The sequence below is a fragment of the Neisseria sp. HMSC070H10 genome (assembly GCF_001837635.1).
GTDB classification, from domain to species: Bacteria; Pseudomonadota; Gammaproteobacteria; order Burkholderiales; family Neisseriaceae; genus Neisseria; species Neisseria subflava_A.
Genome location: NZ_KV833370.1, coordinates 1 through 25,588, shown reverse-complemented (window position 1 = coordinate 25,588; position 25,588 = coordinate 1). Strand labels below are relative to the sequence as shown.

Annotated in this window: 24 protein-coding genes; 13 read left to right on the top strand and 11 right to left on the bottom strand. The window is 53.4% G+C overall.

Features of this window, described 5'->3' with window-relative positions; translation table 11 throughout:
* Positions 1–51: 51 nt before the first annotated feature.
* From HMPREF2606_RS05560 to HMPREF2606_RS05550, 3 genes are all read right to left on the bottom strand, one after another.
* Positions 52–300, bottom strand: coding sequence for a BolA family protein (locus HMPREF2606_RS05560; protein ID WP_003686612.1), 249 nt, complete (start codon positions 298–300; stop codon positions 52–54).
* A gap of 126 nt (positions 301–426) precedes the next feature.
* Positions 427–756 carry an FKBP-type peptidyl-prolyl cis-trans isomerase gene (locus tag HMPREF2606_RS05555; RefSeq protein WP_094192864.1) on the bottom strand — a complete coding sequence of 110 codons (330 nt, stop codon included), beginning with the start codon at positions 754–756 and terminating at the stop codon, positions 427–429.
* A gap of 140 nt (positions 757–896) precedes the next feature.
* On the bottom strand, positions 897–2,072 hold the full coding sequence (locus HMPREF2606_RS05550; protein WP_070843425.1) for a cytochrome-c peroxidase: 1,176 nt from the start codon (positions 2,070–2,072) through the stop codon (positions 897–899).
* A gap of 381 nt (positions 2,073–2,453) precedes the next feature.
* Here HMPREF2606_RS05550 and efeU point away from each other — a divergent pair, with 381 nt between their 5' ends.
* The 3 genes from efeU to efeB all read left to right on the top strand — a co-directional run bounded on the left by efeU (position 2,454) and on the right by efeB (position 5,858).
* Complete coding sequence (efeU, locus tag HMPREF2606_RS05545; RefSeq protein ID WP_070843424.1) at positions 2,454–3,278, top strand: iron uptake transporter permease EfeU; 825 nt, start codon at positions 2,454–2,456, stop codon at positions 3,276–3,278.
* 12 nt (positions 3,279–3,290) lie between these two features.
* Entirely contained in the window at positions 3,291–4,457 is a 1,167-nt protein-coding gene (gene efeO, locus HMPREF2606_RS05540) for an iron uptake system protein EfeO (protein WP_070843423.1), read from the top strand.
* Between the two features lie 135 nt (positions 4,458–4,592).
* The gene (efeB, locus tag HMPREF2606_RS05535; RefSeq protein WP_070843422.1) at positions 4,593–5,858 is read left to right on the top strand and encodes an iron uptake transporter deferrochelatase/peroxidase subunit; all 1,266 of its coding nucleotides are present in this window, start codon (positions 4,593–4,595) and stop codon (positions 5,856–5,858) included.
* 78 nt (positions 5,859–5,936) lie between these two features.
* On the opposite strand, the gene HMPREF2606_RS05530 is transcribed toward efeB, so the two are convergent.
* The 3 genes from HMPREF2606_RS05530 to HMPREF2606_RS05520 form a co-directional block, all read right to left on the bottom strand.
* Positions 5,937–6,404: a CinA family protein gene (locus HMPREF2606_RS05530; protein WP_070843421.1), complete on the bottom strand. Its 468-nt coding sequence runs from the start codon at positions 6,402–6,404 to the stop codon at positions 5,937–5,939.
* 75 nt (positions 6,405–6,479) lie between these two features.
* Positions 6,480–7,325, bottom strand: a complete 846-nt coding sequence (locus tag HMPREF2606_RS05525; protein WP_070584523.1) for a mechanosensitive ion channel family protein — start codon at positions 7,323–7,325, stop codon at positions 6,480–6,482.
* A gap of 111 nt (positions 7,326–7,436) precedes the next feature.
* Positions 7,437–8,438: a thiamine ABC transporter substrate-binding protein gene (locus HMPREF2606_RS05520; protein WP_070843420.1), complete on the bottom strand. Its 1,002-nt coding sequence runs from the start codon at positions 8,436–8,438 to the stop codon at positions 7,437–7,439.
* A gap of 64 nt (positions 8,439–8,502) precedes the next feature.
* On the opposite strand from HMPREF2606_RS05520, the gene HMPREF2606_RS05515 reads away from it, so the two are divergent.
* From HMPREF2606_RS05515 to glmS, 4 genes are all read left to right on the top strand, one after another.
* Positions 8,503–9,150 (top strand): pyrimidine 5'-nucleotidase, encoded by a 648-nt coding sequence (locus HMPREF2606_RS05515; protein WP_070843419.1) that lies wholly within the window; start codon positions 8,503–8,505, stop codon positions 9,148–9,150.
* A gap of 61 nt (positions 9,151–9,211) precedes the next feature.
* Positions 9,212–9,496 (top strand): spore cortex protein, encoded by a 285-nt coding sequence (locus tag HMPREF2606_RS05510; RefSeq protein ID WP_070843437.1) that lies wholly within the window; start codon positions 9,212–9,214, stop codon positions 9,494–9,496.
* A 98-nt stretch (positions 9,497–9,594) separates the two neighbouring features.
* A complete protein-coding gene (glmU, locus tag HMPREF2606_RS05505; RefSeq protein ID WP_070843418.1) occupies positions 9,595–10,968 on the top strand; it encodes a bifunctional UDP-N-acetylglucosamine diphosphorylase/glucosamine-1-phosphate N-acetyltransferase GlmU in 1,374 nt (457 codons plus the stop codon).
* A gap of 162 nt (positions 10,969–11,130) precedes the next feature.
* On the top strand, positions 11,131–12,969 hold the full coding sequence (gene glmS, locus HMPREF2606_RS05500) for a glutamine--fructose-6-phosphate transaminase (isomerizing) (RefSeq protein ID WP_070843417.1): 1,839 nt from the start codon (positions 11,131–11,133) through the stop codon (positions 12,967–12,969).
* A gap of 250 nt (positions 12,970–13,219) precedes the next feature.
* Here the strand turns inward: glmS and HMPREF2606_RS05495 are convergent, their stop codons facing one another.
* On the bottom strand, positions 13,220–14,518 hold the full coding sequence (locus HMPREF2606_RS05495; protein ID WP_070712490.1) for a M16 family metallopeptidase: 1,299 nt from the start codon (positions 14,516–14,518) through the stop codon (positions 13,220–13,222).
* A 58-nt stretch (positions 14,519–14,576) separates the two neighbouring features.
* A complete protein-coding gene (locus HMPREF2606_RS05490) occupies positions 14,577–15,926 on the bottom strand; it encodes a M16 family metallopeptidase (protein WP_070712492.1) in 1,350 nt (449 codons plus the stop codon).
* A gap of 194 nt (positions 15,927–16,120) precedes the next feature.
* Between HMPREF2606_RS05490 and HMPREF2606_RS05485 the strand changes: the two genes are divergently transcribed.
* Positions 16,121–17,299, top strand: a complete 1,179-nt coding sequence (locus HMPREF2606_RS05485; RefSeq protein WP_070712493.1) for a phosphoglycerate kinase — start codon at positions 16,121–16,123, stop codon at positions 17,297–17,299.
* A 167-nt stretch (positions 17,300–17,466) separates the two neighbouring features.
* On the opposite strand, the gene yccS is transcribed toward HMPREF2606_RS05485, so the two are convergent.
* The 3 genes from yccS to HMPREF2606_RS05470 all read right to left on the bottom strand — a co-directional run bounded on the left by yccS (position 17,467) and on the right by HMPREF2606_RS05470 (position 22,128).
* Entirely contained in the window at positions 17,467–19,602 is a 2,136-nt protein-coding gene (gene yccS / locus HMPREF2606_RS05480) for a YccS family putative transporter (protein WP_070712497.1), read from the bottom strand.
* Between the two features lie 163 nt (positions 19,603–19,765).
* Complete coding sequence (locus HMPREF2606_RS05475; RefSeq protein WP_049322964.1) at positions 19,766–20,995, bottom strand: PilT/PilU family type 4a pilus ATPase; 1,230 nt, start codon at positions 20,993–20,995, stop codon at positions 19,766–19,768.
* Between the two features lie 86 nt (positions 20,996–21,081).
* A complete protein-coding gene (locus tag HMPREF2606_RS05470) occupies positions 21,082–22,128 on the bottom strand; it encodes a type IV pilus twitching motility protein PilT (protein ID WP_004519239.1) in 1,047 nt (348 codons plus the stop codon).
* Between the two features lie 117 nt (positions 22,129–22,245).
* Here HMPREF2606_RS05470 and HMPREF2606_RS05465 point away from each other — a divergent pair, with 117 nt between their 5' ends.
* The 5 genes from HMPREF2606_RS05465 (at position 22,246) to dksA (ending at position 25,449) form a co-directional block, all read left to right on the top strand.
* Positions 22,246–22,959 (top strand): YggS family pyridoxal phosphate-dependent enzyme, encoded by a 714-nt coding sequence (locus tag HMPREF2606_RS05465; protein ID WP_070712499.1) that lies wholly within the window; start codon positions 22,246–22,248, stop codon positions 22,957–22,959.
* Complete coding sequence (locus tag HMPREF2606_RS05460) at positions 22,956–23,351, top strand: RNA-binding protein (RefSeq protein WP_070584541.1); 396 nt, start codon at positions 22,956–22,958, stop codon at positions 23,349–23,351. The genes HMPREF2606_RS05465 and HMPREF2606_RS05460 overlap by 4 nt, the downstream gene beginning before the upstream one ends.
* A 90-nt stretch (positions 23,352–23,441) precedes the next feature.
* Positions 23,442–24,239: a pyrroline-5-carboxylate reductase gene (gene proC / locus HMPREF2606_RS05455; RefSeq protein ID WP_070584542.1), complete on the top strand. Its 798-nt coding sequence runs from the start codon at positions 23,442–23,444 to the stop codon at positions 24,237–24,239.
* Positions 24,240–24,241: 2 nt separating this feature from the next.
* A complete protein-coding gene (locus HMPREF2606_RS05450; protein ID WP_070584544.1) occupies positions 24,242–24,799 on the top strand; it encodes a YggT family protein in 558 nt (185 codons plus the stop codon).
* Positions 24,800–25,032: 233 nt separating this feature from the next.
* Entirely contained in the window at positions 25,033–25,449 is a 417-nt protein-coding gene (gene dksA / locus HMPREF2606_RS05445) for an RNA polymerase-binding protein DksA (protein WP_049344904.1), read from the top strand.
* The last annotated feature ends 139 nt before the right edge of the window (positions 25,450–25,588 follow it).

Genomic DNA, 25,588 nt, shown 5'->3' with positions numbered 1-25,588 from the left:
TGAAAAAGGCCGTCTGAAAAGTTTTCAGACGGCCGTTTATTTGATTCCAAATTAAGCCTGTTTGGCCGCCCATTCGGCCGGAGTGGCGGCAACGGAAATAGACAGCGCGTGCAATTCGTTGCTTTCGAGTTGCGGCTTGAGGCCGTCTTTAATCAGGCGGTGGCGGGCGAGGCGGGCTTTGCCTTCAAATGAGGAGGAAACGATTACGGCGAAGAAGTGATGGCCGTCGCCTTCGACTTCGACGTGTTCGCAAGGGGTAACGCCTTCAATTAGGGTTTTGACTTGTTCGGGTAAAAGCATGGGGGTTCCTTGGGAAATGGTTTGCTTGTAAAAGAGGGCATTATACCGAATCTTGATAAAAACAGGCCGTCTAAAAAACCAAACTTCGGGTTTCAGACGGCCTCGGTCTTTTGAAGCGTCAAATGCTTATTCGTACACTTTCAGCAGCTCGACTTCAAAAATCAAGGTCGCGTGCGGAGGAATCACGCCGCCGGCACCGTGTGCGCCGTAGCCCATTTCGGAAGGAATGGTCAGCTTGCGTTTGCCGCCTTCTTTCATGCCGCCGAAGCCTTCGTCCCAACCTTTAATCACTTGGCCGACGCCCAGAGTGATGGTCAGCGGTTGACGGCGGTCGAGGCTGGAGTCGAATTTGGTACCGTCTTCCAACCAGCCGGTGTAATGTACGGTGATTTCTTTGCCTTTGACGGCTTCTTTGCCGTGGCCTTCTTGCAAGTCTTCAATAATCAGGCTCATGATGTTCCTTTCGGATGTATGGTGAAAATCGGCTCAAGATTACCATATTGTGTGGAATCGTGAAACAAAGCCGCCCATATGGTCGGCAACAAAAAAGGCCGTCTGAAACGGATTTTCAGACGGCCTTTGTTTTGTGCTAAACCTTATTTGTTGTCAGGTCGGGATTTGACATCGGTGGATACAGGCAGCTCAGGCATGGTTCGGGCAGATTCAGGAACATTGCCGGAGAGGGCTTTCAAGAAGGCAACGATGTTTTCAGTTTCTTCCGGAGCCAGAGTTTTACCCAATTGAGCTTTCGCCATGATGTTGACGGCTTTATCCAATTCCCAAACGCTGCCGTTGTGGAAGTATGGGTAGGTGCGTTCGACGTTTCTCAAGCCGGGAACACGGAAGAAGAATTCGTCTTCGGCTTTTTTGGTTACGTCCGCACGGCCTTTGTCGTGTTTAGGATCGTCGATGTGTTTCCAGTAAGGACCATCCACCAAACCGAATTTTTGGAACATGGTACCGCCCAAGTTGACGCCGCTGTGACAAGCGATACAGCCGTTGTCCATAAATGCGCGTACGCCTTTGCGTTCTTGTTCGCTCAAGGCGGATACGTTGCCTTTCAGGTAGTCGTCCCAACGGGTCGGGGTCAGCAGGGTACGTTCAAACGCGCCCAATGCGGTGGTGATGTTTTTGAAGGAAACCGCGCCGTCTTCAGGGAATGCGGCTTTGAATTTCTCTTGGTATTCAGGAATACCGGCGATTTTGGCGGCGGCATCGGCTTCGGTTGCGTTGGCCATTTCAACAGGGTTGAGCAATGGGCCGCCGGCTTGTTCTTCCACATCGGCTGCACGGCCGTCCCAGAATTGGCTGCCCAACAAGGCGGCATTCAGAGCAGTTGGGGAGTTACGGCCGCCGAATTGGCTTTTATGACCCGCGCTGGTCGGCATGTTGTCCACGCCGGCCGTTGCCAAGTTGTGGCAGGAGTTACAGCTGACGGTATTGCCTTTGGACAGGCGGGTTTCGTACCAAAGTTGTTGGCCGAGTTTGACCTGTTCTTCGGTAAACGGACGGACTTGTTGCATTTCGGCTAAGTCAGGCAAAGGTTTGAACGTAGCTTGCGCGCGTTCCAACAGGGCTTTGTCTTCGTCAGAAACATTGGCAGAATTTTGAGGGGCCGAAACGGCGGCGGTGCTTGCGGCAGTATCGGCAGCGCTCGCGGCAGAAGCTGCTTGAGGGGTTTCAGTAGTTTGTGCAGTTTTCTCACCGCAGGCGGTCAGCGCGGCAGAAACGGCCAAAGCCAAAGCGATTTGGTGGAGTTTTAAACGTGGCATAGGAGGGTTCCTTTGCTATGCGTTTGTTATGTCATGGATTGCTGATTGCACCAGCAATATGCCAACTATAAAAGATAAGGCGGTTTTAATTTTTGTTGTAAATCAACCTTTTAAATTTGATAAATTTTGAAAATATCACTGATAGAGAATTTTATACTATGGAACTTTTTTATTATTTATTTACAATTAGTTACTGTTTTTAAGGCCGTCTGAAAAAATAAAATTCAGACGGCCTTTTGGTTTTTATTGATTACGTCCGTTATTTTCTTTTAAAAAATCTTAATAAATATGGGGTTATTAAAAAATGAAAATAATTTGCGTTATTAAACATAAAGCGTTATAAATGCGTTAACAAATAAACGTTTCACTTTAGAGTTTTTTATGCTGATTGCTTTATTGATTATGCTGCGCGAGGGCATCGAAGCCGCCCTGATCGTCGGCATCGTTGCCAGTTTTTTGAAACAGTCGGGACACAGCGAGCTGATGCCGAAGGTTTGGCTGGGCGTGTTTTTGGCTGCGGCCATGTGTTTGGGCATCGGATACGGCATCCATTCGGCAACGGGCGAGATTCCGCAGAAGGAACAGGAATTGGTGGTCGGCGTCATCGGCCTGGTGGCTGTGGCCATGCTGACGTACATGATTTTGTGGATGAAAAAGGCCGCACGTTCGATGAAACAGCATCTTCAGGATTCTGTTCAGTCGGCCTTGAACCGCGGCAGCGGCCAGGGTTGGGCCTTGGTCGGCATGGCGTTTTTGGCTGTAGCGCGCGAAGGTTTGGAGAGCGTGTTTTTCCTGCTGGCCGTGTTCCAGCAAAGCCCGACGTGGTCTATGCCGATAGGCGCGGTGTTGGGGCTATTGGTGGCGGTTGTCATCGGTACGCTGATTTATCAGGGCGGTATGCGCCTGAACTTGGCGAAGTTTTTCCGTTGGACGGGCGCGTTTCTGATTGTGGTGGCGGCCGGTCTGTTGGCCGGTTCGTTTCGTGCGCTGCATGAGGCCGGCGTATGGAATGTGATGCAGGACATCGCTTTCGACACATCGAAATATTTGCATGAAGACAGCCCTTTAGGCGTGCTGCTCGGCGGTTTCTTCGGCTATACCGACCACCCAACCGAAGGCGAAGTCCTGATTTGGCTGCTGTATCTGGTTCCCGTCATGATTTGGTTTTTGCGCGGCAGCGCGCCGGCAAAAACGTTAACTAAATAAAAAGGAATGAAAATGAAAAAATTCAATCTGACTGCTTTGTCCGTAATGTTGGCTCTGGGTTTGACCGCGTGTCAGCCGCCTGAAGCCGAAAAAGCCGCGCCTGCCGCTTCAGGCGCATCCGCTGCCGCCAATGCCGACGGTTCGGTCAATATCGGCGTGAACGATACTGCTTGTGAACCAATGGAATTGACCGTCCCCAGCGGCCAAGTCGTGTTCAACATTAAAAACGACAGTGGCCGCAAGCTGGAATGGGAAATCCTGAAAGGCGTGATGGTGGTGGACGAGCGTGAAAACATCGCCCCGGGTTTATCCGACAAAATGACCGTTACCCTGCTGCCGGGCGAATATGAAATGACTTGCGGCCTGTTGACCAATCCGCGCGGTAAGCTGATTGTTACCGACAGCGGCTTCAAAGACACTGCCAACGAAGCCGATTTGGAAAAACTGGCGCAACCTCTGGCCGACTATAAAGCTTATGTTCAGGCGGAAGCCAAAGAGTTGGTTGCCAAAACCAAAGCCTTTACCGATGCTGTCAAAGCCGGCGACATTGAAAAGGCCAAATCCCTGTTTGCCGCCACCCGCGTCCATTACGAACGTATCGAACCGATTGCCGAGCTTTTCAGCGAACTCGACCCCGTCATCGACGCGCGTGAAGACGACTTCAAAGACGGTGCGAAAGATGCCGGATTTACCGGCTTCCACCGTATCGAACACGCCCTTTGGGTAGAAAAAGACGTATCCGGCGTGAAGGAAATTGCAGCCAAACTGATGACCGATGTCGAAGCACTGCAAAAAGAAATCGACGCATTGGCGTTTCCTCCGGGTAAGGTGGTCGGCGGCGCGTCCGAACTGATTGAAGAAGTGGCCGGCAGCAAAATCAGCGGCGAAGAAGACCGTTACAGCCATACCGACTTGAGCGACTTCCAAGCCAATGTGGAAGGCTCCAAAAAAATCGTTGATTTGTTCCGTCCGCTGATCGAAGCCAAAGACAAAGCGTTGTTGGAAAAAACCGATGCCAACTTCAAACAGGTTGAAGACATTTTGGCGAAATACAAAACCCCGAACGGTTTCGAGCTGTACGACAAATTGAGCGAAGAAGACCGCAAAGCCCTGCAGGCGCCGATTAATGCCTTGGCAGAAGACTTGGCCAAACTGCGCGGCATTTTGGGTTTGAAATAAGATAACGCGTTTTCAGACGGCCTTTGGATATTGAAAGGCCGTCTGAATCTTATTGTCGCCCATACAAAATATGCTTGAAAACCAACCTTACTTCACACGATTGCAATCTTTCCGTTCCCTGCCAAGGAGCAGACCATGAGCCAAAACAAACAACCGGCACAACCCGAAAAACGAACCCTTTTCAAAACTGCCCTTGCCGCCGGTGCCATCGGCGTTGCCGGTTATTTTGCCGGTAAAAAACAAGGCGAAGCCGCCGCCGAAACCCAAAACAACCAACATTCCGAGCTGGCCTATCCGTGTTACGGCGAGCATCAGGCAGGCATCGTCACGCCACACCAGCTCTTCGGCATCATGTGTGCCTTTGACGTTACCGCTAAAGACGCCAAACAACTTGAAAACCTGTTCCGCACACTGACCGCCCGCATCGAATTTCTTACCCAAGGCGGCGAATACCAAGACGGAGACGACAAGCTCCCGCCAGCAGGCAGCGGCATCCTCGGCAAACAATTCCGCCCCGACGGACTGACAGTTACCGTCGGTGTCGGCAGCAGCCTCTTTGACGACCGCTTCGGCCTCAAAGATAAAAAGCCGAAACACTTGCAGGAAATGCGCGACTTCCCCAACGACAAACTCCAAAAATCTTGGTGTGACGGCGACCTCAGCCTGCAAATTTGCGCATTTTCCCCCGAAACCTGCCAAGCCGCCCTGCGCGACATCATCAAAAATACCGCCCAGTTCGCCGTTATCCGTTGGAGCATAGACGGTTGGCTTCCTAAAGCCGAACCCGGCGCCATTGCCGCGCGCAACCTTTTAGGTTTCCGCGACGGCTCCGGCAATCCCAAAGTCGAAGATCCCAAAGTCGCCGATCAAGTCCTGTGGACGGGCGTTGCCGCCAACAGCTTGGACGAACCGGCATGGGCGAAAAACGGCAGCTATCAGGCCGTCCGCCTCATCCGCCACTTTGTCGAGTTTTGGGACCGCACCCCGATGCAGGAACAAACCGATATTTTCGGCCGGCGCAAATACAGCGGCGCGCCCATGGACGGTAAAAAAGAGGGCGACACCGCCGATTTCGCCAAAGACCTCGACGGCAAAATCACGCCCAAAGACAGCCATATGCGCCTTGCCAACCCGCGCGATCCGGAGTTCATGAAAAAACACCTGCTCTACCGCCGCGCCTTCAACTACTCGCGCGGCCTCGCCGCCAACGGCCAGCTCGATGTCGGCTTGGTGTTCATCTGCTATCAGGCCAACCTTGCCGACGGTTTCATCTTCGTGCAAAACCTGCTCAACGGCGAGCCGCTGGAGGAATACATCAGCCCGTTTGGTGGCGGCTATTTCTTCGTCCTGCCGGGTGTCGAAAAAGGCAGTTTCCTCGGCAAAGAGCTTTTGGGCGTATAAATCCGCCGATGGTTTGAATAAATAAAAAGGCCGTCTGAAACCTGATTTCCAGATTTCAGACGGCCTGTGTTTTTTCTATCAAACCAAATGTTCCGCCAAGAAAGCCAATGCGTATTCGACGGCTTGCGCCCTTACTGCTTCGCGGTCGCCTGTGAATAAAGCGGTTTGCTCAAACGAACCTTTGGGCGTGGCCAGGCCAAACCAGACTGTGCCGACCGGTTTGGCCGCGCTGCCGCCGCTAGGGCCGGCGATGCCGGAAATACTTAAGGCGTAATCTGCCTGCGCCACGGCTTTTGCGCCGCGTGCCATTTCATAGACGGTCTCGCGGCTGACTGCGCCGTGTTTCAGTAAAGTATCGGGCATGACGCCAAGACGCTCCTGCTTGGCTTGGTTGCTGTATGTGACGAAGCTTTGATGAAACCATTGCGAGCTGCCGGAGAGTGAGGTCAGCGCACCGGCAAGCAGTCCGCCGGTGCAGGACTCGGCGCAGGTAACGGTTTGACGGCGGCTGGTCAGGTGTTCGGCGATGGTTTGCAGATGGGACATGGCGGCTCCTTATGGAAATGGTGGAATGGGGCGGGCGTTTGACCCGCCGGGTTTCAGACGGCCTGAAAGCTGAAATCAGTCTTTCGGCTGAATGAGGTGGACATCACATTGTGGGAATGGGATGTTGATGTTGGCTTCGCGCAGGTTTTCAACCACTTGCTCGTTCAGGGCGAATCGGAACGGGCCGAGATTTTCTTCTTGCGTCCATGCCCAAAGTGTGATTTCGATGGCGCTGTCGCCAAGGTTGGTAATGTATACGACGGCAGGTCGTTCTTCGGTTTGAACACACAATGGATGCTCGGTTGCCGCTCTCAATACGGCGGCTTTGGCGGCTTTCAAGTCACAGGCGTAATCGACGCCGACAACGACTTGGGCGCGGCACAGGGGCAGGGAGGAGCGGTTGGTGATGCTGTTGGTCATGACCACGCTGTTGGGCAGGACGACTTCTTCGTTGTCCGGCGTACTCAAAGAGGTCTGCACCATTTTGATTTCACGGACGATGCCTTCAAAACCGTTGACGCGGATAAAGTCGCCGACTTTAAACGGACGGAACAGGATAATCAGTGCGCCGGCGGCGAAGTTGGACAGTTGGTCTTTCAAAGACAAAGCCACGGCCAAGCCTGCGCCACCGATCAGGGCGGTAACGGAAGTGGTCGGAATGCCGAGTTTGCCCAGTGCGGCGATAATGATGAGGATCAGCAGGCCGATGTTGGCGACATTGCCGAGGAAGCTGACCAGCGTTTTATCGACTTTGGCGCGTGTCAGCGCAGCTTTCATCAGTGTTACCAAGCGTATGGCGATCCAGCGGCCGATAAAGAAGATGGCTAAGGCGGCCAGCAGGTTGGTACCGAAAGACATGCCGGTTTGGGCGAGTTGTTCCCAGCCGGAGAACGAAGAGAGGACTTGAAGATCGAAATTCATAATTGTGTGTGCGTGTGAAATTGTTTAAAAGGTTATTGTAAAACAAGGCCGTCTGAAAAACTAATGATTTGTTTTTTCAGACGGCCTTGATGTGTTTTTAAGTTTTTCGGTTTAACGTAAAACAGTTTTGCTCCAACGGCTCACCCATTGTTTTTGTTTGGTGTTGATGTCGGCGCGGTTGGGGGAATCGCTGTGTTTCGGGGTTTGGGCAAACTCGAATACTTTGGGCAGCGGCGTGTTTTTGGCAGCCGGATAGACCCACATTTCGGCAGGAAGGGCTTGTTGCACTTCGCCGCTTTGCAGCCAGTTCACCAGTTTGGCCGCCAGCTCGGGTTGTTTTGCGCCTTTCAAAACGGCCGCGCCTTCAACTTGGCGGAATGTGCCGCCTTTGAGGAAGAGGTTGCCGGTGGGCGGGGTGCTGTATTTGCCTTTGGAGTAGTGGACTTCGGCCGCCGGGCTGGTGGCATAGCTGACCACGAGGGGATAGGCGCCGCCGTTTTGGGTGAAGTCGGTGTAGTAGGCTTCGCTCCAGCCTTTGGCAACTTTCACGCCGTTTTGGCGCATTTGCGCCCACCATTTGAACGCACCTTCTTCACCCATGCCGCCGATGTTGGCCAAGAGGAAGGAGAGGCCGGGCGAGGATGTGGCGGGAGACGGGGTTACCAGAAGGTTTTTATATTCCGGTTTGGTCAAATCTTGCAGGGTTTGCGGCAGGGGCAGTTTTTTCTGTTCAAACCATTTTTTGTCGTAGTTGATGGCGACATAGGCGTAATCGACAGCCAGCGCATCGGGCAGGGAAGCGGTTACGGGTGCGGATTTGGGTTGGTTGGCGGCGAGGATGCCGGCGGCTTTGGCTTTGCCGATGTTGGCGTTGTCTAAACCGTAAACCGCATCGGCAATCGGGTTGGCCTTGCTCAAAATCAGCTTGTTGAGCATTTCGTTGCCACTGCCTGCCTTGATGACGGACACTTTGGCATCGTTGGCTTTTTCAAATTGTGCGATGACGGATTGTGGCAGGCTGAAGGATTTGTGCACGGCCAAACGTACTTCGGTTTGGGCGTACAGGTTTGCTGAGGCCAGTAATAGAGCCACTGCGGACAATTTCAGTTTCATTCTCTTTCCTTTGTACGGGTAAAATACGAAATATCATAACAAAATCTGCATATCAAGGCACGATATGAATCATTCCCCCATTTGGCTGTTTGACCTCGACAATACTTTGCACAATGCCGAAGCCGGCATTTTCTACATCATCAACCGCGCCATGACCGAATACATGGCAGGCCGTCTGAAACTTTCCGAAGAAGCCGCCTCTCATCTGCGCCAAGATTATTGGCACCGATACGGCGCGACGCTTGCCGGTTTGCAAATCCACCATCCCGAAGTCGATATCGATGAATTTTTGCTTGAAAGTCATCCACTTAAGCAAATTTTGGTAAAGGTGGAGGGTATGGATGGAACTGATGATGTTTTAGGCCGTCTGAAAGGGCGAAAAGCCGTATTTTCCAACGGGCCTTCGTTTTATGTCCGCGCATTGGTTGAAGCCTTGGGCTTGGAAGCGCATTTTGACGGCTTGTTCGGCACGGACGACTTCGGCCTGCTCTACAAACCTAATCCGCAGGCCTATCTCAACGTCTGCCGCTTGTTGGGTGTCAAACCCGAACAGTGCATTATGGTGGACGACAGCGCCGACAATCTGCACCAAGCCAAAGCCTTGGGCATGAAGACCGTTTGGTACGGCGAAAAGGCCCATCCGCTGCCATTTGCCGACGGCATAGCGAAAGATATGCAGGGTTTGCTTGAAGTTTGCACAAAACTGCCGTGAAGTTTTGCAAAAACAAGTACAATACATGGTATTGCCGACATTTAAAAACAAGGACAACATCATGCATAAACTCGCTTTAATTCTGACCACCGCCGCCGTTTTGGCCGGTTGCTCTTGGGAAACCTACACCAACGAATCCGGCCGTACCGCCGTACGCCAAAAATATGCTACCGGCACACCCATCGTTTATCAGGACGGTACTTATTCTAAAAACATGAATTACAACCAGTTCCGCCCAGAGCGCCGCGCCGTCCAATCCAATCAAGCGGATCACGTTGAACACGGCGAACGCGGCCAACATTGGCAAAAACCACAATTTGCCAACCAACAGCCAGCAACCGAATAACAATATCCCCAAGGCCGTCTGAAACGGAGTGAAAAACAACCAACACTTGTTGCCACACTTTTCAGACGGCCTCAAACAACGACAACGGAAACCGTATCATGGCTCAGACAGCTTTAAATATCGTCATCCTCGCCGCCGGCAAAGGCACGCGCATGTACTCCAAAATGCCCAAAGTGCTGCACCGCATCGGCGGCCTTCCCATGGTTGAGCGCGTTATCGACACCGCCGCCTCCCTGAATCCCCAAAACATCTGTGTCGTCATCGGCCACGGCAAAGAGCAAGTCTTGGACACCGTCAAACGCGATGTCGTTTGGGTTGAACAAACCGAACAGCTCGGTACCGGCCACGCCGTCAAAACCGCCTTGCCGCACCTGTCTGCCGAAGGCCGCACGCTGGTGTTGTACGGCGACGTCCCCCTGATTGACGCAGCCACCCTCGAAACCCTGCTCGAAGCCGCAGGCGACGAAGTCGGCCTGTTGACCGACGTGCCCAACGACCCGACAGGTTTGGGCCGCATCATCCGCGACAGCAACGGCAGCGTAACCGCCATCGTCGAAGAAAAAGACGCCGATGCCGCCCAAAAAGCCGTGAAAGAAATCAACACCGGCATTTTGGTTCTGCCTAACGCCAAACTCGAAGCTTGGTTGAACAGCCTTTCCAGCAACAATGCCCAAGGCGAATACTATCTGACCGACCTCATCGCCAAAGCCGTTGCCGACGGCATCAAAGTTCATCCCGTCCAAGTGCGCGCCTCCCATCTGGCCGCCGGCGTGAACAACAAACTCCAACTGGCCGAACTCGAGCGCATTTTCCAAACCGAACAGGCGCAAGAATTACTCAAAGCAGGCGTGACCCTGCGCGATCCGGCACGTTTCGATTTACGAGGCCGTCTGAAACACGGACAAGATGTCGTGATTGACGTCAACGTCGTGATCGAAGGCGAAGTCGAACTCGGCGACAACGTCGAAATCGGTGCCAACTGCGTGATCAAAAATGCCAAAATCGGTGCCAACACCAAAATCGCCCCATTCTCCCATTTTGAAGGTTGCGAAGTCGGCGAAAACAACCAAATCGGCCCATACGCCCGTCTGCGTCTGCAAGCCAAACTGGCCGACGACGTACACATCGGTAACTTCGTCGAAGTCAAAAACGCCACCATCGGCAACGGCACCAAAGCCAACCACCTCACCTACATCGGTGATGCCGAGATCGGCAGCAAAACCAACTTCGGCGCCGGCACGATTATTGCCAACTACGACGGCGTGAACAAACACAAAACCGTCATCGGCGACGAAGTGCGCATCGGCTCAAACTGCGTACTGGTTGCTCCCGTTACCCTCGGCAACAAAGTGACGACAGGCGCGGGCAGCGCGATTACCCGCAACTGCGAAGACGGCAAACTCGTTCTCGCCCGTTCGCGCCAAACCGTCATCGAAGGCTGGGTGCGTCCGGAAAAAGGCGATAAGAAGTAAGGTTGATCTTTTATTTGTTTTCAGACGGCATTGAGAAATAAAAAGGCCGTCTGAAACTCAGATTTGCCGTTTCAATGAATATAAAACGGCGTTTTCCGACTGCCGCTTTCGGGAGCCGGAGCAGCAGTCATTTTTTCAAACTTTTGATACTAAGGAACTTATATGTGCGGTATCGTAGGTGCTATTCGCGCCAATCACAATGTAGTCGATTTTCTGACCGACGGTCTCAAACGCCTTGAATACCGAGGCTACGATTCGTCGGGTATCGCCGTCAACATGGACGGCAAAATCAAACGCGTCCGCCGTGTCGGCCGTGTGCAGCTGATGGAAGATGCAGCACGCGAAAATGGCGTGTTCGGCCATATCGGCATCGGCCATACCCGTTGGGCAACCCACGGCGGCGTAACCGAGCCTAACGCCCACCCTCACATTTCCGGCGGCATGATCGCGGTTGTCCACAACGGCATCATCGAAAACTTCGAAGCCGAACGCGAACGCCTCAAAGCCTTGGGTTACACCTTCGAATCGCAAACCGATACCGAAGTCATCGCCCACAGCGTCAACCACGAATACACACAAAACGGCGGCAAACTGTTTGAAGCCGTACAAGCTGCGACTGCCCGTTTCCACGGTGCGTACGCCATTGCCGTTATCGCACAAGACAACCCTGAACAAATGGTTGTTGCGCGCATGGGCTGCCCGCTGTTGGTGGCCTTGGGCGACCAAGAAACCTTTATCGCTTCCGACGTATCCGCTGTGATCGCCTTTACCCGCCGCATCGCTTACTTGGAAGACGGCGACATAGCCCTGCTGAACGCAAACGGCATCGAAAAACTGCTCGACAAAACCGGTGCGCAAACCGAACGCGCGATTAAAGTGTCCGAATTATCTTTGGCTTCTTTGGAGTTGGGCCCATACAGCCACTTCATGCAAAAAGAAATCCACGAACAACCCCGCGCCATCGCCGATACTGCCGAAGTCTTCTTGGACGGCGGTTTTGAACCTGAAAATTTCGGTGCCAACACCCGCGACGTGTTCGACGATATCCACAGCATCAAAATCCTTGCCTGCGGTACGTCCTACTATGCCGCGCTGACCGCCAAATACTGGCTCGAATCCATTGCCAAAGTGCCAACCGACGTCGAAATTGCCAGCGAATACCGCTACCGCGACGTGATTGCCGATCCGAAACAATTGGTCATCACCATTTCCCAATCCGGCGAAACTTTGGATACCATGGAAGCCCTGAAATACGCGCAATCCTTGGGACACAAACACAGCCTGTCTATTTGTAACGTGATGGAATCCGCCCTGCCGCGTGAAAGCGAGTTGGTACTGTACACACGCGCCGGCGCAGAAATCGGCGTTGCCTCTACCAAAGCGTTCACGACCCAACTGGTTGTCCTGTTCGGCCTGGCCGTTACCTTGGGCAAACAGCGCGGCCTGGTTTCTGACGAACAAGCGCGTGAATACGTTGAAGAACTGCGCCAACTGCCGGGCAGCATTCAGCACGCTCTCAATCTGGAGCCGCAAATCGCCGCTTGGGCGCAAAAATTTGCCAAGAAAACCAGCGCACTCTTCCTCGGCCGCGGTATCCACTTCCCAATCGCCCTTGAAGGCGCATTGAAGCTGAAAGAGATTACCTATATCCACGCCGAAGCGTATCCTGCGGGTGAGTTGAAACACGGCCCGTTGGCCTTGGTGGATGAGAACATGCCTGTTGTCGTGATTGCCCCGAACGACAGCCTGTTGGACAAAGTAAAAGCTAATATGCAGGAAGTCGGCGCACGCGGCGGCGAACTGTTTGTCTTCGCCGACCTCGACAGCAACTTCAACGCTACCGAAGGCGTGCACGTTATCCGCGCCCCACGCCACGTCGGCGTACTCTCGCCGATTGTGCACACCATCCCCGTGCAACTCCTGTCTTACCACGCCGCCCTCGCACGCGGTACAGACGTGGACAAACCGCGCAACTTGGCTAAATCGGTAACGGTTGAATAAGTAATTGACCGGTTACAAAAGGCCGTCTGAAACCTGTTTCAAGGTTTCAGACGGCCTTTTTTATTTGTTGGTTTCAGTAATAGAAATGCTATTTATGATGTCTTCGCTTTCATTATAAATGTACAACAACAGCTGATTGTGACCGATATTTTATTGATTAGAGTGGCCTCTGATGACAAGTAAGCAAACCGACAGAATGAAAACAGGCCGTCTGAAAAACCTTTCAGACGGCCTGTTGTTTTAAAGCGTTTTATTCTGCACCGACAACGACGGTGTTGAGGTCTTTGAATTTGACGCGGCGTTTCCATGCGTCGCGGACTTGTTCGACGGTTAGGCTGTTGATGGCTTTGGGATAGACTTCCAAGTAGTCGTTGGGCAGGTTGTAGAGGCCGATCAGGCTCAGGTAGTTGAGCAGTTTGTCGTTGGAGTCGTAGCGCAGGGGAAAGCCGCCGACGATGTTGGCTTTGGCCTGTTTCAGCTCGGCTTCGGTCGGGCCTTCGGCGATAAACTGCTCGATGACGGCTTGGGTGTCGGCCAGTGAGGCTTTGGTGTTTTTCTTTTGGGTGGAGTAGGAAACGGTAAACGTGCCTTCTTCTGTCGCCGGGGCGAGGCTGCTGTATACGCCGTAGGTGTAACCGTGTTGGTCGCGCAAAACTTTCATGAGGCGGCTGTCGAAACCGCCGCCGCCGAGGATGTAGTTGCCGGCAATGAGGGCGTAATAGTCGGGGTCATGGCGTTTGAAGAGGGAAGTGCCGAGCAGGATTTGTGCCTGTGTGCCGGCAAAGGGGATGTCGCGGCGTTGGGCGGTTTGTTTGGGAACGGGCGGGATGGCGTGGGTTGCGGTGGCTTTGGCCGGCAGGTCTTTGAGGACGCGCTCGACCAGTTGCTCTGCCTGTTTGCGGTTGAGGTCGCCGACGATGGCGACGATGGCGTTGTCTTTGCCGTAGTGGGTGCGGTGGAAAGCGCGGATATCGTCCAGACTAACGCGTTTGAGGCTGTCAACGGTTACGTTTGCGCCGCTGCCGTAGGGGTGGTTCGGGTAGATAAGCTTGGTCAGTTCGCGCGTGGCGGTGTAATCGGGGGTGGTTTCTTGTTGTTGCAAGCCGGTAATGGATTGGATTTGACGGCGGCGGAAAACGGCTTCGTCAAAGCGCGGACGGGTCAGCGAGTGGTTGAGCAAGTTGGCGGCTTTGTCGCGGATGTCGGCTTTGCTGAGGCTGCGGAAGCCTGCTGATGCGCTTTCGGCATTGCTGTTGCTGCTGATTTGTGCGCCGATGTTGTCGGCTTCGGCATTGAAGGCTTCTTCGTCCAGCTCTTGGGTGCCGTCGGTTAGGAGGGCGGCGGTAAATTCGGCAACTTGGCTTTTGCCGTCCGGATTGGCGACGCTGCCTGCGCCCTTGAAGCTGACTTCAAGGTCGATGATAGGGTTTTCGTGGCGTTCGACAAGGAGGATTTGGGTGCCGTCGCGGTTGCGCCAGCGTTGGATGTCGGTGGCGGCTTGGACGCTTAAGGGCAGGAGTAGGGCAAGGGCGAGCAGGGTGGGTTTCATGTTGTGGCTTTCTGTTAAGGCCGTCTGAAAGGGTATGGGCTTTCAGACGGCCTGATGTTTATCGGCGTTTGGCAGCTTTTTTGCTTGGCGCGGCGGCAGCTTTTTGCGGCTCGATGATGACGGTACTCATGCGCTCGTCGGTCAACATCCGGGCGGCAGCCTGTACTTCTTGTGCGCTGACTGCCTGTAAGCGGCGGTGGATTTCTTGTTCGTCGGTATATTGGAAACCGCGCGCTTCGAGGCGGCCCATCATGGAGGCTTGGGAAGACATGGAGTCTTTGGCGTAGATTTCGTTGACTGCTGCCTGGGTTTTGACGCGCTGCAATTCTTCTTCGGAAACGCCGTGGTCGGCAATGTCTTTGATTTCTTGGCGCAGCTGGGCAATCAAAGTATCGGTTTTCACGCCTTCGGCAGGCATGGCCATTACGCTGAACAGCGGCATTTCACGGCTGATGATGTCGTAATGCGTTCCTGCGTTCAATGCGGTTTGCTTGCCGCGCACGAGGTTTTTATCAAAACGGCTGGATGCGTTGCCTGCCAAAATATCGGAGAGGATGTCGAGGGCGAAAGGCATCGTGTCATCGAGTTTTTGGAGTTTCGGTACACGGAAGTTGATGGCAATCAGCGGCTGGTGTGTAACCGGAGAAGTGGCTTTGACCGTAACAGGCTTGCGCAAATAGGGTTCGGTATGGAGTTTGTTGCGCGGCGGCTGGGCTTTGGCCGGAATATCGCCAAAGAGTTTGGCGGCCGTCTGAAGCGTTTGTTTGGCATCGACATCGCCGACAATGACCAATACGGCATTGTTGGGCGCGTAATATTGTTTGTACCACGCGCGCAGGTCGTCGGCTTTTAGGGTGTGCAAATCTTTCATGTAGCCGATGACGGAGGCGCGCATCGACGGTTGGGTAAAGGCGGCAAGATAGGCTTGTTCCCACATTTTGCCGTCGGCCGTGTCTTCCGTGCGCTGGCGGCGTTCTTCACGGATGACGTTCATCTCGTTGAGGAATTCTTTGTCGCTGAAGTTGAGGTTGTGCATGCGGTCGGCTTCGAGCTTCAGAATCTCGGGCAGGTTGGCGGCGGCGACGTTTTCGTAATACACCGTTTCATTTCGGTTGGTGTAGGCATTGTTTTGTCCGCCCAGCTCGGATACGCGGCGGTTGAATTCGCCGGAGGGAACGTCTTTCGTGCCTTTAAACATCATGTGTTCCAAAGCGTGGCTCAGGCCGCTTTTGCCCGGTTTTTCATCCACGCTGCCGATTTTGTACCAAATCTGCGAAACGGCCACAGGCGCGCGGTGGTCTTCTTTGACGATGATTTTCAGACCGTTGGGCAGGGTTTCAGAAAGCGTCTGCGCCCATGAGGAGGCAGGCAGCACGAAGGCAAGCATTAAAGCAATTCGGCGTAACATGGTTTAATCCGTAAAATGAAAATCAATCGCCAAAGTATAGCGGAAAATCTGAAAGATTGGCCGAATGTTTCAGACGGCCTGTAGCTTTATCTGCTGATTCACATCAAGCGCGGCCATTGCCAATCTTTACCGTCGCGCCTCATTCGCGGATAATCCCAAACATTCCCGTTTCCAACCATCACAAAGGAATCATCATGGCATTTTTGAAACTGACCGAACAAAATGTTCAAGGTAAAACCGTTCTGATCCGCGCCGATATGAACGTACCGTTCAAAGACGGCAACATCAGCGACGACACCCGTATTCGCGCTTCGCTCGCATCCATTAAATACTGCTTGGACAACGGCGCGTCTGTGATCGTGATGACCCACCTCGGCCGTCCGACCGAAGGCGAATTCCATCCTGAAGACGATGTAGCGCCTGTTGCCGCGCATTTGGGCAAACTGTTGGGCAAAGACGTGAAAGTATTGAACGACTGGCGTGAAAACAAACCGACTTTGAACGCCGGTGATGTCGTGATGCTGCAAAACGTGCGCATCAACAAAGGCGAGAAGAAAAACGACTTGGAGCTGGGCAAAGCCTACGCTTCTTTGTGCGACGTGTTCGTCAACGACGCATTCGGTACCGCCCACCGCGCCCAGGCTTCGACTGAAGCCGTCGCCCAAGCCGCACCGGTTGCCTGCGCCGGCGTGTTGATGGCGGGCGAACTCGACGCTTTGGGCAAAGCCCTGAAACAACCGGCTCATCCGATGGTTGCCATCGTTGCCGGCAGCAAAGTGTCTACCAAACTGACCATCCTCGAATCTTTGGCCGATAAAGTCGACCAACTCATCGTCGGCGGCGGCATTGCCAATACCTTCCTGTTGGCAGAAGGCAAAGCCATCGGCAAATCTTTGGCCGAACACGATTTGGTGGAAGAATCCAAAAAAATTATGGCGAAAATGGCGGCCAAAGGCGGCTCTGTTCCGCTGCCGACCGATGTGGTTGTCGCTAAAGCCTTTGCCGCTGATGTGGAAGCTGTGGTGAAAGACATTGCCGATGTTGCCGAAGACGACATGATTTTGGACATCGGCCCGAAATCCGCCGCTGCTTTGGCCGATTTGCTCAAAGCTGCCGGTACGGTCGTATGGAACGGCCCGGTCGGCGTATTTGAGTTTGACCAATTTGCCGGCGGTACCAAAGTATTGGCCGAAGCGATTGCCCAAAGCGATGCGTTCTCGATTGCCGGCGGCGGCGACACTTTGGCGGCGATTGCCAAATTCGGCGTAACCGATCAAATCAGCTACATTTCTACCGGCGGCGGCGCGTTCCTTGAGTTCTTGGAAGGCAAAGAGTTGCCTGCCGTTGCTGCCTTGGAAAAACGCAGCGCGTAATCGGTTTTAATATCGATTGTTAAAAATAAAGGCCGTCTGAAATCTGGAAATCAGGTTTCAGACGGCCTTTTGTTTTTAGGTGTTTATTGGAGAAAGGGTTCAGCTGGATTCAACGCTGATGATTGGCAGACTTGTTGCTAAACAGGCTGGAAAGCGTCCGGCTCTTTTCAGACGGCCTCTACGTCGGCTTGTCGGTGCAATGCCTGATAGCACGGGGTAAGCTGGCGGATGATCAGGTCGAGCTGGTGTTTGAGGATGTGGTCTTGCTGCGCTTGTGTGTTTTGTTCAAGCTCGGCAAATTCCTGACGGATTTGGGTCATGGCCGTTTCAAAAGCCTCGGGGTCGGTTTGGGGCATTTGGGTCAGCAACTCGGCGATGTGGTGGGTCAGCTTGGCATAGGGGGCAAAGCCGTCGTTGCCGTCGATTCGGACTTGGTCGCGGTATGCGCCGAGCGCGGAAATGTGGCCGGTCAGTGCATAGCTGGTTTTGAGCAGGGTAAAACCGTCTTGCAGGCGGTCTTGGTATTTTTTCGGGTTGCTGCTCATGTCGGATAAGGTGCTGCTGAGGGCGGCGGTGCTTTCGTGGGCTTGGCGGCGGGTAAGGCGGTAGTCGAAATCGTCGCGGCTGCCGTTTTGCAGCTGGTCGAGGATGGCGTCAAGATAGCGGCCGTTGGCAGTGATGGTCTGGGCGGCGGTGTGGCTGAGGGTGAGGTAACGCCAATCGGGCCAGAGGTAGGTGGCGGCGGCCCATGCGATAACGGAACCGACGATGGTGTCGATGATGCGGATGGGCATGGCGTGGTACACGTCTAAACCGGCAAGTGAAAGGCTGGTCAGGGCTTGGATGGTGATGAAGAAGGTGGAGAAGCTGTATTTGTAGCTTCGGGTCATGAAAAACAGGGTGGTGCTGGCGATGACAATCCAAAGCTTGGTTTCAACAGACGGGGTGAAGTAGGGAACGAGCGAACCGACAATCACGCCGAGAATCGTGCCTGCGATACGTTGGTACACGCGGCTTTTGGTGGCGGTGTAGTTGGGCTGGCAGACGAAAAGGGCGGTCAGCAGAATCCAGTAGCCGAGGTTGAGATGAAGGATTTCGACAATGATGCAGGCCGCGGCCACGACGATGGAGAGGCGGGTGGCATGGCGGAAGACGCCGGATTCGAAATTGAGCTGGCTGAGGACGGTTTCGCCGATATTGCGGAACTTGGTGTTTTCAAGGGCGGCGATGCGGGTGTCGGCGTTGTCGTTTTCGGCAAGGGACGCATCGTTTTGCAATTGCCGCAGTTGGTAATCGACGCTGCTGAGGTTGTCGAGCAGACGGCGGATATTGTGAAGGTTGGCATTATCGGCATGGGTCTCGGCAAAATGGCCGAGGGATTGGCGGCAGCCTTCCATGGCGCGGCCGAGGCGTTTGCTGTATGCGTAGGGTTTGTTGTTGCGCAGGGAGGAGGCAACGTTGCGGCACGCCTGGCCTTGCATTTCGAGTAGGCGGCGGATGCGGAAGATGAGGTCGGTATTTTTGAGCTGCTCGGCCATTTCACTGTAATCGACGTGGGCGGAGCTGATGCGTTCGTGCATGTCTTGCGCGCAGAGATAGTAGCGCAGCATTTTGGCGGTACGCGGATGGCGGTGTTGGCCGCGCAATCGGTAGAAAAGTGCGCCGCGGCATTGGTTGAAGGCAGTAATCACGCCGGTGTTGCTCATGGCCAAGTCGATTTGGCGGTTGCCCAACCATGCGGCTTCGTCGGGATCGAAAAAGTCGGCTTTGGCATCGAAGTAGTTGCTGAGTGCGTCGTAGGCGTTGGCGACGGTTTCTTGGACGGGGCGGTGGGGCAGGATAATTTGGAAGATCAGGGTGTTGACGCTGTATAGGACAGTGCCCAACAGAATCATGACGGGGTTGGTCAGCCAGTAGGTCTCGGGTGTGTAGGTCAGCGTGGTGTAAGTGGCGACGGCGAGCGCACCGAAAGCGAAGGTGCGGTATTTGAGGCCGACGGTGCCGAGGATGGTGAAGCCGAAAGTCATCAGGGTCATGGCCAAGATGAAGGGAACGCCTGTGCCGATGGTGCTTTGGGCAAGCAGCGAGGAGAGGGTGAACAGGGCAACGGTGATGACGATGTTTTTCAGACGGCCTGTGAGGCGGTTGTCCAAATCGACTAAACCGCCGGCAATAATGCCGAGTACGAAGGGCATGACGAGCTTGGGCGTGTCGAAGTGCCAAACGAGGGTGGCGGCGATGAACACGCTGGCGAAGACGGGTAGGGAGGCAATGATCAGAGGTTTGAGCGGCGGAGTTTTCATGATTGGGTTGTTTTATTTGTTATGAGATGAATGATTGGATTTTAACAGGATTTTCAGTCGGTTTCAGAATGCTTGAGATAGGATAAGGCCGTCTGAACGGATACGGGAAAATACTTGATTTCGTTTCCACATCTGTTCAGACGGCCTTGTTTGGCCTGCGTCATCAGGTCATCAGGTTGAGGTCGCTGATGCGGTCGTAGAGGCGTTCGGTATTGTTGCCCTCGTCGTGCATTTGAATGCGCAGGCGCAAATCGTTGGCGGATACCGCTTGGCGCAGGGCTTCGCTGAGTTCGATTTGGCCCTGTGCGTAGAGGTTGAAGAGGTTTTGGTCGAACGTCTGCATGCCGTTGCTGCCGGAGCGTGCCATCAGGTCGCGGATTTCCAGCAATTCGCCTTTGAAAATCAAGTCCTGCATGGCCGGCGTGTTGAGCAGGAGGTCGGTAACGGCCGTGCGTTGGCGGTTTTTCTTGACGGTGAGGCGTTGGCCGATGATGCCGACGAGGTTTAACGCCAAATCCATCAAAACTTGTTGGCGGCGGTCTTCCGGATAGAAGTTGATGATGCGCTCGATGGTTTGGGAGGCCGTGCTGGCATGGATGGTGAAAACGCACAGATGGCCGGTTTGAGCCAGTTGGAGGGCGTATTCCATGCTTTCTTCGCTGCGGACTTCGCCGATACAGACGACATCGGGCGCTTGACGCATGGCGCTTTGAACGGCGATTTTCCAGTTGTCGGTATCGATGCCGATTTCGCGCTGGGTGAAGATGCTGCGGCAAGGTTTGTAGATAAACTCGATGGGGTCTTCGATGGTAACGATATGGCCGGGCAGCTTTTGGTTGCGGTAGTTGAGCATGGAGGCCATGGTGGTGGATTTACCCGAACCGGTCGGGCCGGCGAGGATTAGCAGGCCGCGTGGTGCGAGTGCAAGCTCTTGGAGCTTTTCGGGTAAGCCGAGGGTCTTCATTTCGGGAATGTCTTGGCTGACGCGGCGCAATACCATGCCGACGCGGCCTTGCTCGTGGTAGGCGTTGACGCGGTAGCGCGTGTTGCTGCGCGATTGGACGGAATAGTTGATTTCCCAGTCGCGGTTGAAGGCTTCGAGCTGGTCGGGGTTCATGGTGGATTCGGCGATGGCGGCGGTGTCCGCGCCGGTCAGCGCTTTGTGGGGCATGGGCGTGAGGGTGCCGCCGACTTTGATGGCTGGGGGAAAGCCTGCGCTGATGAAGATGTCGGATGCGTTGCGTTTTTCGGCCTCTTCACACATACGGTCGAGCAGGGGGTGAAGATGCGTGCCGATTTCGGCCGGGGTGGGGATGTGCGGTGCTTGGTTTTTTTGTGAGTAGGCTTGCACCATTTCGCTTAACAGGTCGTGCAGAGGGGCGAGATCGCTCATGATGATTCTCTTTAAAACGGGTATTCGGTCAGGCTGAAAGGCCGTCTGAAAACGGGATGATGGGGTTCAGACGGCCTGAGTATGATTTAGAAAACAGAGAGGTTTTCGATGTTTTGCGCCTTGCTGCGTGCCAGCTCTGGGCTGATGGTGCCTTGGCGGACAAGGGTTTGCAGGGCTTGATCGAGGGTTTGCATACCGTGGGCCTGACCGGTTTGGAGGGCGGCGTTGATTTGGGCGATTTTGTTTTCGCGGATGAGGTTGCGCACGGCCGGTGTGGAAATCAGGATTTCGTGTGCAGCGACGCGGCCGTTGCCGTCGCGGGTTTTCAGCAGGGTTTGGGAAATGATGGCGCGCAAGGATTCGGACAACATGGAGCGCACGATTTCTTTTTCGCCTGCTGGGAATACGTCGACAATACGGTCGATGGTTTTGGCGGCGCCGGTCGTGTGCAGCGTGCCGAAAACCAAGTGGCCGGTTTCGGCGGCGGTCAGGGCGAGGGAGATGGTTTCAGGGTCGCGCATCTCACCGATCAAAATGACGTCTGGGTCTTCGCGCAGTGCGGAACGCAGGGCGTTGGTGAAGCTGTGGGTGTGCTGATGCAGCTCACGTTGGTTGATGAGCGCCTTTTTGCTTTGGTGGACGAATTCAATCGGGTCTTCGATGGTCAGAATGTGGGCCGGTTGGGTTTCGTTGATGTAGTTGACCATCGCCGCCAGTGTGGTGGATTTACCCGAACCGGTCGGGCCGGTTACCAAGACCAAACCGCGCGGATTTTCGGCAATTTTTTGGAAAATGCGCGGCGCACGCAATTCTTCCAGCGTCAGGACGGTGCTCGGAATGGTACGGAATACGGCAGCCGGGCCGCGTTCGGTCATAAAGGCGTTGACGCGGAAACGGGCAACATTAGGCAGCTCAAATGAGAAATCGACTTCAAAATCCTGTTGATAGAGCTTGCGCTGGTGGTCGTTCATGACCGAGGTAATCATGGTACCGACTTCTTCCGAGCTCATCTCGGGCAGGTTGATGCGGCGGATGTCGCCGTGTACGCGTATCATGGGGGAAATGCCAGAACTCAAATGGAGGTCGGAGGCTTTGTTTTTCACGCCGAACGCGAGTAAGTCGGTAATCTGCATAATGTGGCCTTGTTTTGGTTTAGAATAATAAAATCGCTTTATTTTAAATAGATAAATCCGTTCGACCAAGTAAAATTTTCAAAATGCCGAGTGATGAACGGGTTAAAGGAGAAAACCATGTCGGTATTGCAACAAAACTATCAGGACGTATGCCGGGCGGTTGAACAGGTGGCTAAGGCTGCAGGACGGCCTGCGGATGCGGTGAAGCTGGTAGCGGTCAGCAAGACGTTTCCGGCAGACGATATCCGCGAAGTGTATGCGGCCGGTCAGCGCGATTTTGGCGAGAACTATATTCAGGAATGGTTTGAAAAAACGGAAACGCTGGTCGATTTGCCGGATATTGTTTGGCACGTTATCGGCGATGTGCAGTCTAATAAAACCAAATTTGTGGCCGAACGCGCACATTGGGTGCATACGATAGGCCGTCTGAAAACGGCGCGGCGCTTGAGCGAACAAAGGCCGTCTGAAATGCCGCCGTTGCAAGTGTGTATTGAAGTGAACATTGCCGCGGAAGAGGCGAAACACGGCGTGGCGCCCGCTGAAGCGGTTGCGCTGGCCCTTGAAGTGGCCAAGTTGCCGAATATTAAAGTACGCGGATTGATGTGTGTGGCCAAGGCCGACAGCAGCGACGATGAGTTGCGCAGTCAGTTTCACACCATGCAGCGGTTGTTGGCTGAGTTGAATGCGGCAGGCGTCGAAGCAGATGTTTTGTCTATGGGTATGTCCGGAGATATGCCAATCGCGGTAGAATGCGGCGCAACCCATGTCCGCATCGGCAGCGCGATTTTCGGCAGACGGGAACAAAAACAAAAAGGAGAAGGCAGCCAATGAAACAGATTATCTCGGTCGTTTTGCTTGGTTTGACCTTAACGGGTTGTCGGTTGATGGGCTGGTATCAATGTGAGTCCTTATCGGGCTGGTGCAAACCCAAAAAGCCGGCAGCAATAGATTTTTGGGAAATTAAAGGCGAACCGCCGCCTTCTATCGAGGGTTTCCGCGGGAAGCGTTTGGCGGACGGGAATTATTCTATTGACGATAATGCTTATCGTACCGCAGCTAATGATTATTTCAGTAGGAAAATCAAAAAGTTTGAAGCTTGCGGGCTAGCTTGGCAAACCCGCGATAAACGCCCTTTAGCGGAAACTTTTAAAAAAGAAGGATTGGATTGTTTGGAAAAACAGGGTTTATACCGAACATCACTGCCTGAAAGCGTCCGTTGGTAAAAAGGTCGTCTGAAATTTTGTCGGTATGATGGAAACGGTATTTCAGACGACCTCAGCAAATGTATCTGATTTAAAAAATTAAGGAAATTTATGAACATCTACTTTTTAGGCGGCGGCAATATGGCGACTGCCATTGCAGGCGGTTTGGTCAAACAAGACGGCTATCGTGTCCACATTGTCGAACGCGGCGCCGAAAGACGGGAGCAACTGGTGCAAGAATTGGGCGTAGCCACTTCTGAAAACCTGCCCGAATTGAGTGCGGACGACGTCCTCATCCTCGCCGTCAAACCGCAAGACATGCAGGCAGCCTGTCAAAACATCCGTTTGAATGGTGCGCTGGTGTTGTCCGTAGCAGCTGGTTTGTCCATCGATACCCTCAGCCATTATCTGGGCGGTACACGCCGTATCGTGCGCATCATGCCCAATACGCCGGCCAAAATCGGCTTGGGCGTATCCGGTATGTTTGCCGATGCAGGCGTTTCAGAAGCAGACCGTACAGCTGCAGACGGCATCATGCGCTCTGTCGGCACAACCGTTTGGCTGAACGAGGAAGAGCAACTCCACAATATTACCGGCATCAGCGGCAGCGGCCCCGCCTATGTTTTCTATTTGTTGGGCGCGCTCCAAAATGCGGCTTTGGCACAAGGTTTTAATGAACAAGACGCACGCGAACTGAGCCTCGCTACATTTAAAGGCGCAGTGGCTTTGGCCGAACAAACCGGCGAAGCATTCGCACAATTACAGCAAAACGTAACTTCCAAAGGTGGCACGACACACGAAGCCATCGAAACCTTCAAAGCCCGTCACGTTGCCGAAGCCATCGAACAGGGCGTAGAAGCCTGCGTCAAACGTTCGCAAGAAATGGCGCAACAATATAAGGCCGTCTGAACATGCGCGGCGACTTGCTCTTATTATTGGCAGACGCTGTTGCCATCCTGTGTATCACGCGCTTTTTGCTCCGATACGCAGGATTGGCAGCAGAACACCCCCTGCTCAAATTCAGCATACAGGCAACAGGCTGGCTGACCAAACCTTGGCAAAAAGCATTTCCATCCGGTAAGAAAACCGATTGGTACTGTTTGCCTTCAGGTTTTCTGGTGTACTACCTTGCCTGTACCGCCATTATTTTCATCTCGCCGGCGCTGTCCATCAGCAATAAGCTGATTTTGGCAAACTTTTGGTTTGCCGTACTCCATATGCTGAAAGCCGCGGCCTATACATTATTTATCGGTCTGATTATTAGAATGGTGTCCAGCATACAGGGCCGCTATTCGCCGTTGACTTATGCCATCGAACGAATTCTACAACCATTGCTCAAACCGTTTTCCTTCTTGCGCGTAGGGCGATACGATTTTTCAGGCAGTTTGTTGGCACTCTTATTATGGTTGTGGCTGGCCCGATGGTTTCCCCAACTTATCCAGCAAACCAACCTATGGTTGCTTCAATAGGCCGTCTGAAAGCGCAGCAGGTATTAACGACCAAAAATACAACGTCCTAAAAAGCGCTTTAATACATTTAGGTGTAAGGTAGTGCAAAAAAGTGCAAATCGAAATATAAAGAACAAATGAATAGGTAAAACATGATATGATTCGCCCAATTTCCAAAACGGAAATTCAAGAAAACCCAATAAAAGCAAACCCGTAGCATCCAAATCATTAACAACAAACCGAAAGCAGACACCATGGCAAAGCTGACAGAACAAGATATTTTAAACTGGGATGGTCCTGAAGAGGACTACATGAACAGCGACCAATTGGCCTTCTTCCGCGAACTACTGGTTAAAATGCAAGAAGAGCTGATTGAAAATGCAAACACCACTACCGGCCATCTTCAAGAGCACGAATCCGCTCCCGATCCTGCTGATCGAGCTACTCAAGAAGAAGAATACGCTTTAGAACTGCGCACCCGCGATCGTGAGCGTAAACTTCTCAATAAAGTGCAAGCGACTATCCGCAGCATTGACGAAGGTGATTACGGTTTCTGTGCCGATACCGGCGAACCCATCGGCCTCAAACGCCTGCTGGCACGTCCGACCGCGACATTGTCCGTAGAAGCGCAAGAGCGACGCGAACGAATGAAAAAACAGTTCGCCGACTAAGAATATAGATATAGAAACCTCAAAAGGCCGTCTGAAAGAGCATTTCAGACGGCCTTTGTTTTGTATTTTTTGTATGTATGGATAGTGTAGAAAGGTTGTTGGAGTTTTTTTATAAAATAAAAACCCTGTTAAAACAGGG

Bases quoted from the DNA above. Each gene is read 5' to 3' on its own strand.
- HMPREF2606_RS05560 (WP_003686612.1), bottom strand. From the start codon at position 300: ATGCTTTTACCCGAACAAGTCAAAACCCTAATTGAAGGCGTTACCCCT.
- HMPREF2606_RS05550 (WP_070843425.1), bottom strand. From the start codon at position 2,072: ATGCCACGTTTAAAACTCCACCAAATCGCTTTGGCTTTGGCCGTTTCT.
- efeU (WP_070843424.1), top strand. From the start codon at position 2,454: ATGCTGATTGCTTTATTGATTATGCTGCGCGAGGGCATCGAAGCCGCC.
- efeO (WP_070843423.1), top strand. From the start codon at position 3,291: ATGAAAAAATTCAATCTGACTGCTTTGTCCGTAATGTTGGCTCTGGGT.
- efeB (WP_070843422.1), top strand. From the start codon at position 4,593: ATGAGCCAAAACAAACAACCGGCACAACCCGAAAAACGAACCCTTTTC.
- HMPREF2606_RS05530 (WP_070843421.1), bottom strand. From the start codon at position 6,404: ATGTCCCATCTGCAAACCATCGCCGAACACCTGACCAGCCGCCGTCAA.
- HMPREF2606_RS05525 (WP_070584523.1), bottom strand. From the start codon at position 7,325: ATGAATTTCGATCTTCAAGTCCTCTCTTCGTTCTCCGGCTGGGAACAA.
- HMPREF2606_RS05520 (WP_070843420.1), bottom strand. From the start codon at position 8,438: ATGAAACTGAAATTGTCCGCAGTGGCTCTATTACTGGCCTCAGCAAAC.
- HMPREF2606_RS05515 (WP_070843419.1), top strand. From the start codon at position 8,503: ATGAATCATTCCCCCATTTGGCTGTTTGACCTCGACAATACTTTGCAC.
- HMPREF2606_RS05510 (WP_070843437.1), top strand. From the start codon at position 9,212: ATGCATAAACTCGCTTTAATTCTGACCACCGCCGCCGTTTTGGCCGGT.
- glmU (WP_070843418.1), top strand. From the start codon at position 9,595: ATGGCTCAGACAGCTTTAAATATCGTCATCCTCGCCGCCGGCAAAGGC.
- glmS (WP_070843417.1), top strand. From the start codon at position 11,131: ATGTGCGGTATCGTAGGTGCTATTCGCGCCAATCACAATGTAGTCGAT.
- HMPREF2606_RS05495 (WP_070712490.1), bottom strand. From the start codon at position 14,518: ATGAAACCCACCCTGCTCGCCCTTGCCCTACTCCTGCCCTTAAGCGTC.
- HMPREF2606_RS05490 (WP_070712492.1), bottom strand. From the start codon at position 15,926: ATGTTACGCCGAATTGCTTTAATGCTTGCCTTCGTGCTGCCTGCCTCC.
- HMPREF2606_RS05485 (WP_070712493.1), top strand. From the start codon at position 16,121: ATGGCATTTTTGAAACTGACCGAACAAAATGTTCAAGGTAAAACCGTT.
- yccS (WP_070712497.1), bottom strand. From the start codon at position 19,602: ATGAAAACTCCGCCGCTCAAACCTCTGATCATTGCCTCCCTACCCGTC.
- HMPREF2606_RS05475 (WP_049322964.1), bottom strand. From the start codon at position 20,995: ATGAGCGATCTCGCCCCTCTGCACGACCTGTTAAGCGAAATGGTGCAA.
- HMPREF2606_RS05470 (WP_004519239.1), bottom strand. From the start codon at position 22,128: ATGCAGATTACCGACTTACTCGCGTTCGGCGTGAAAAACAAAGCCTCC.
- HMPREF2606_RS05465 (WP_070712499.1), top strand. From the start codon at position 22,246: ATGTCGGTATTGCAACAAAACTATCAGGACGTATGCCGGGCGGTTGAA.
- HMPREF2606_RS05460 (WP_070584541.1), top strand. From the start codon at position 22,956: ATGAAACAGATTATCTCGGTCGTTTTGCTTGGTTTGACCTTAACGGGT.
- proC (WP_070584542.1), top strand. From the start codon at position 23,442: ATGAACATCTACTTTTTAGGCGGCGGCAATATGGCGACTGCCATTGCA.
- HMPREF2606_RS05450 (WP_070584544.1), top strand. From the start codon at position 24,242: ATGCGCGGCGACTTGCTCTTATTATTGGCAGACGCTGTTGCCATCCTG.
- dksA (WP_049344904.1), top strand. From the start codon at position 25,033: ATGGCAAAGCTGACAGAACAAGATATTTTAAACTGGGATGGTCCTGAA.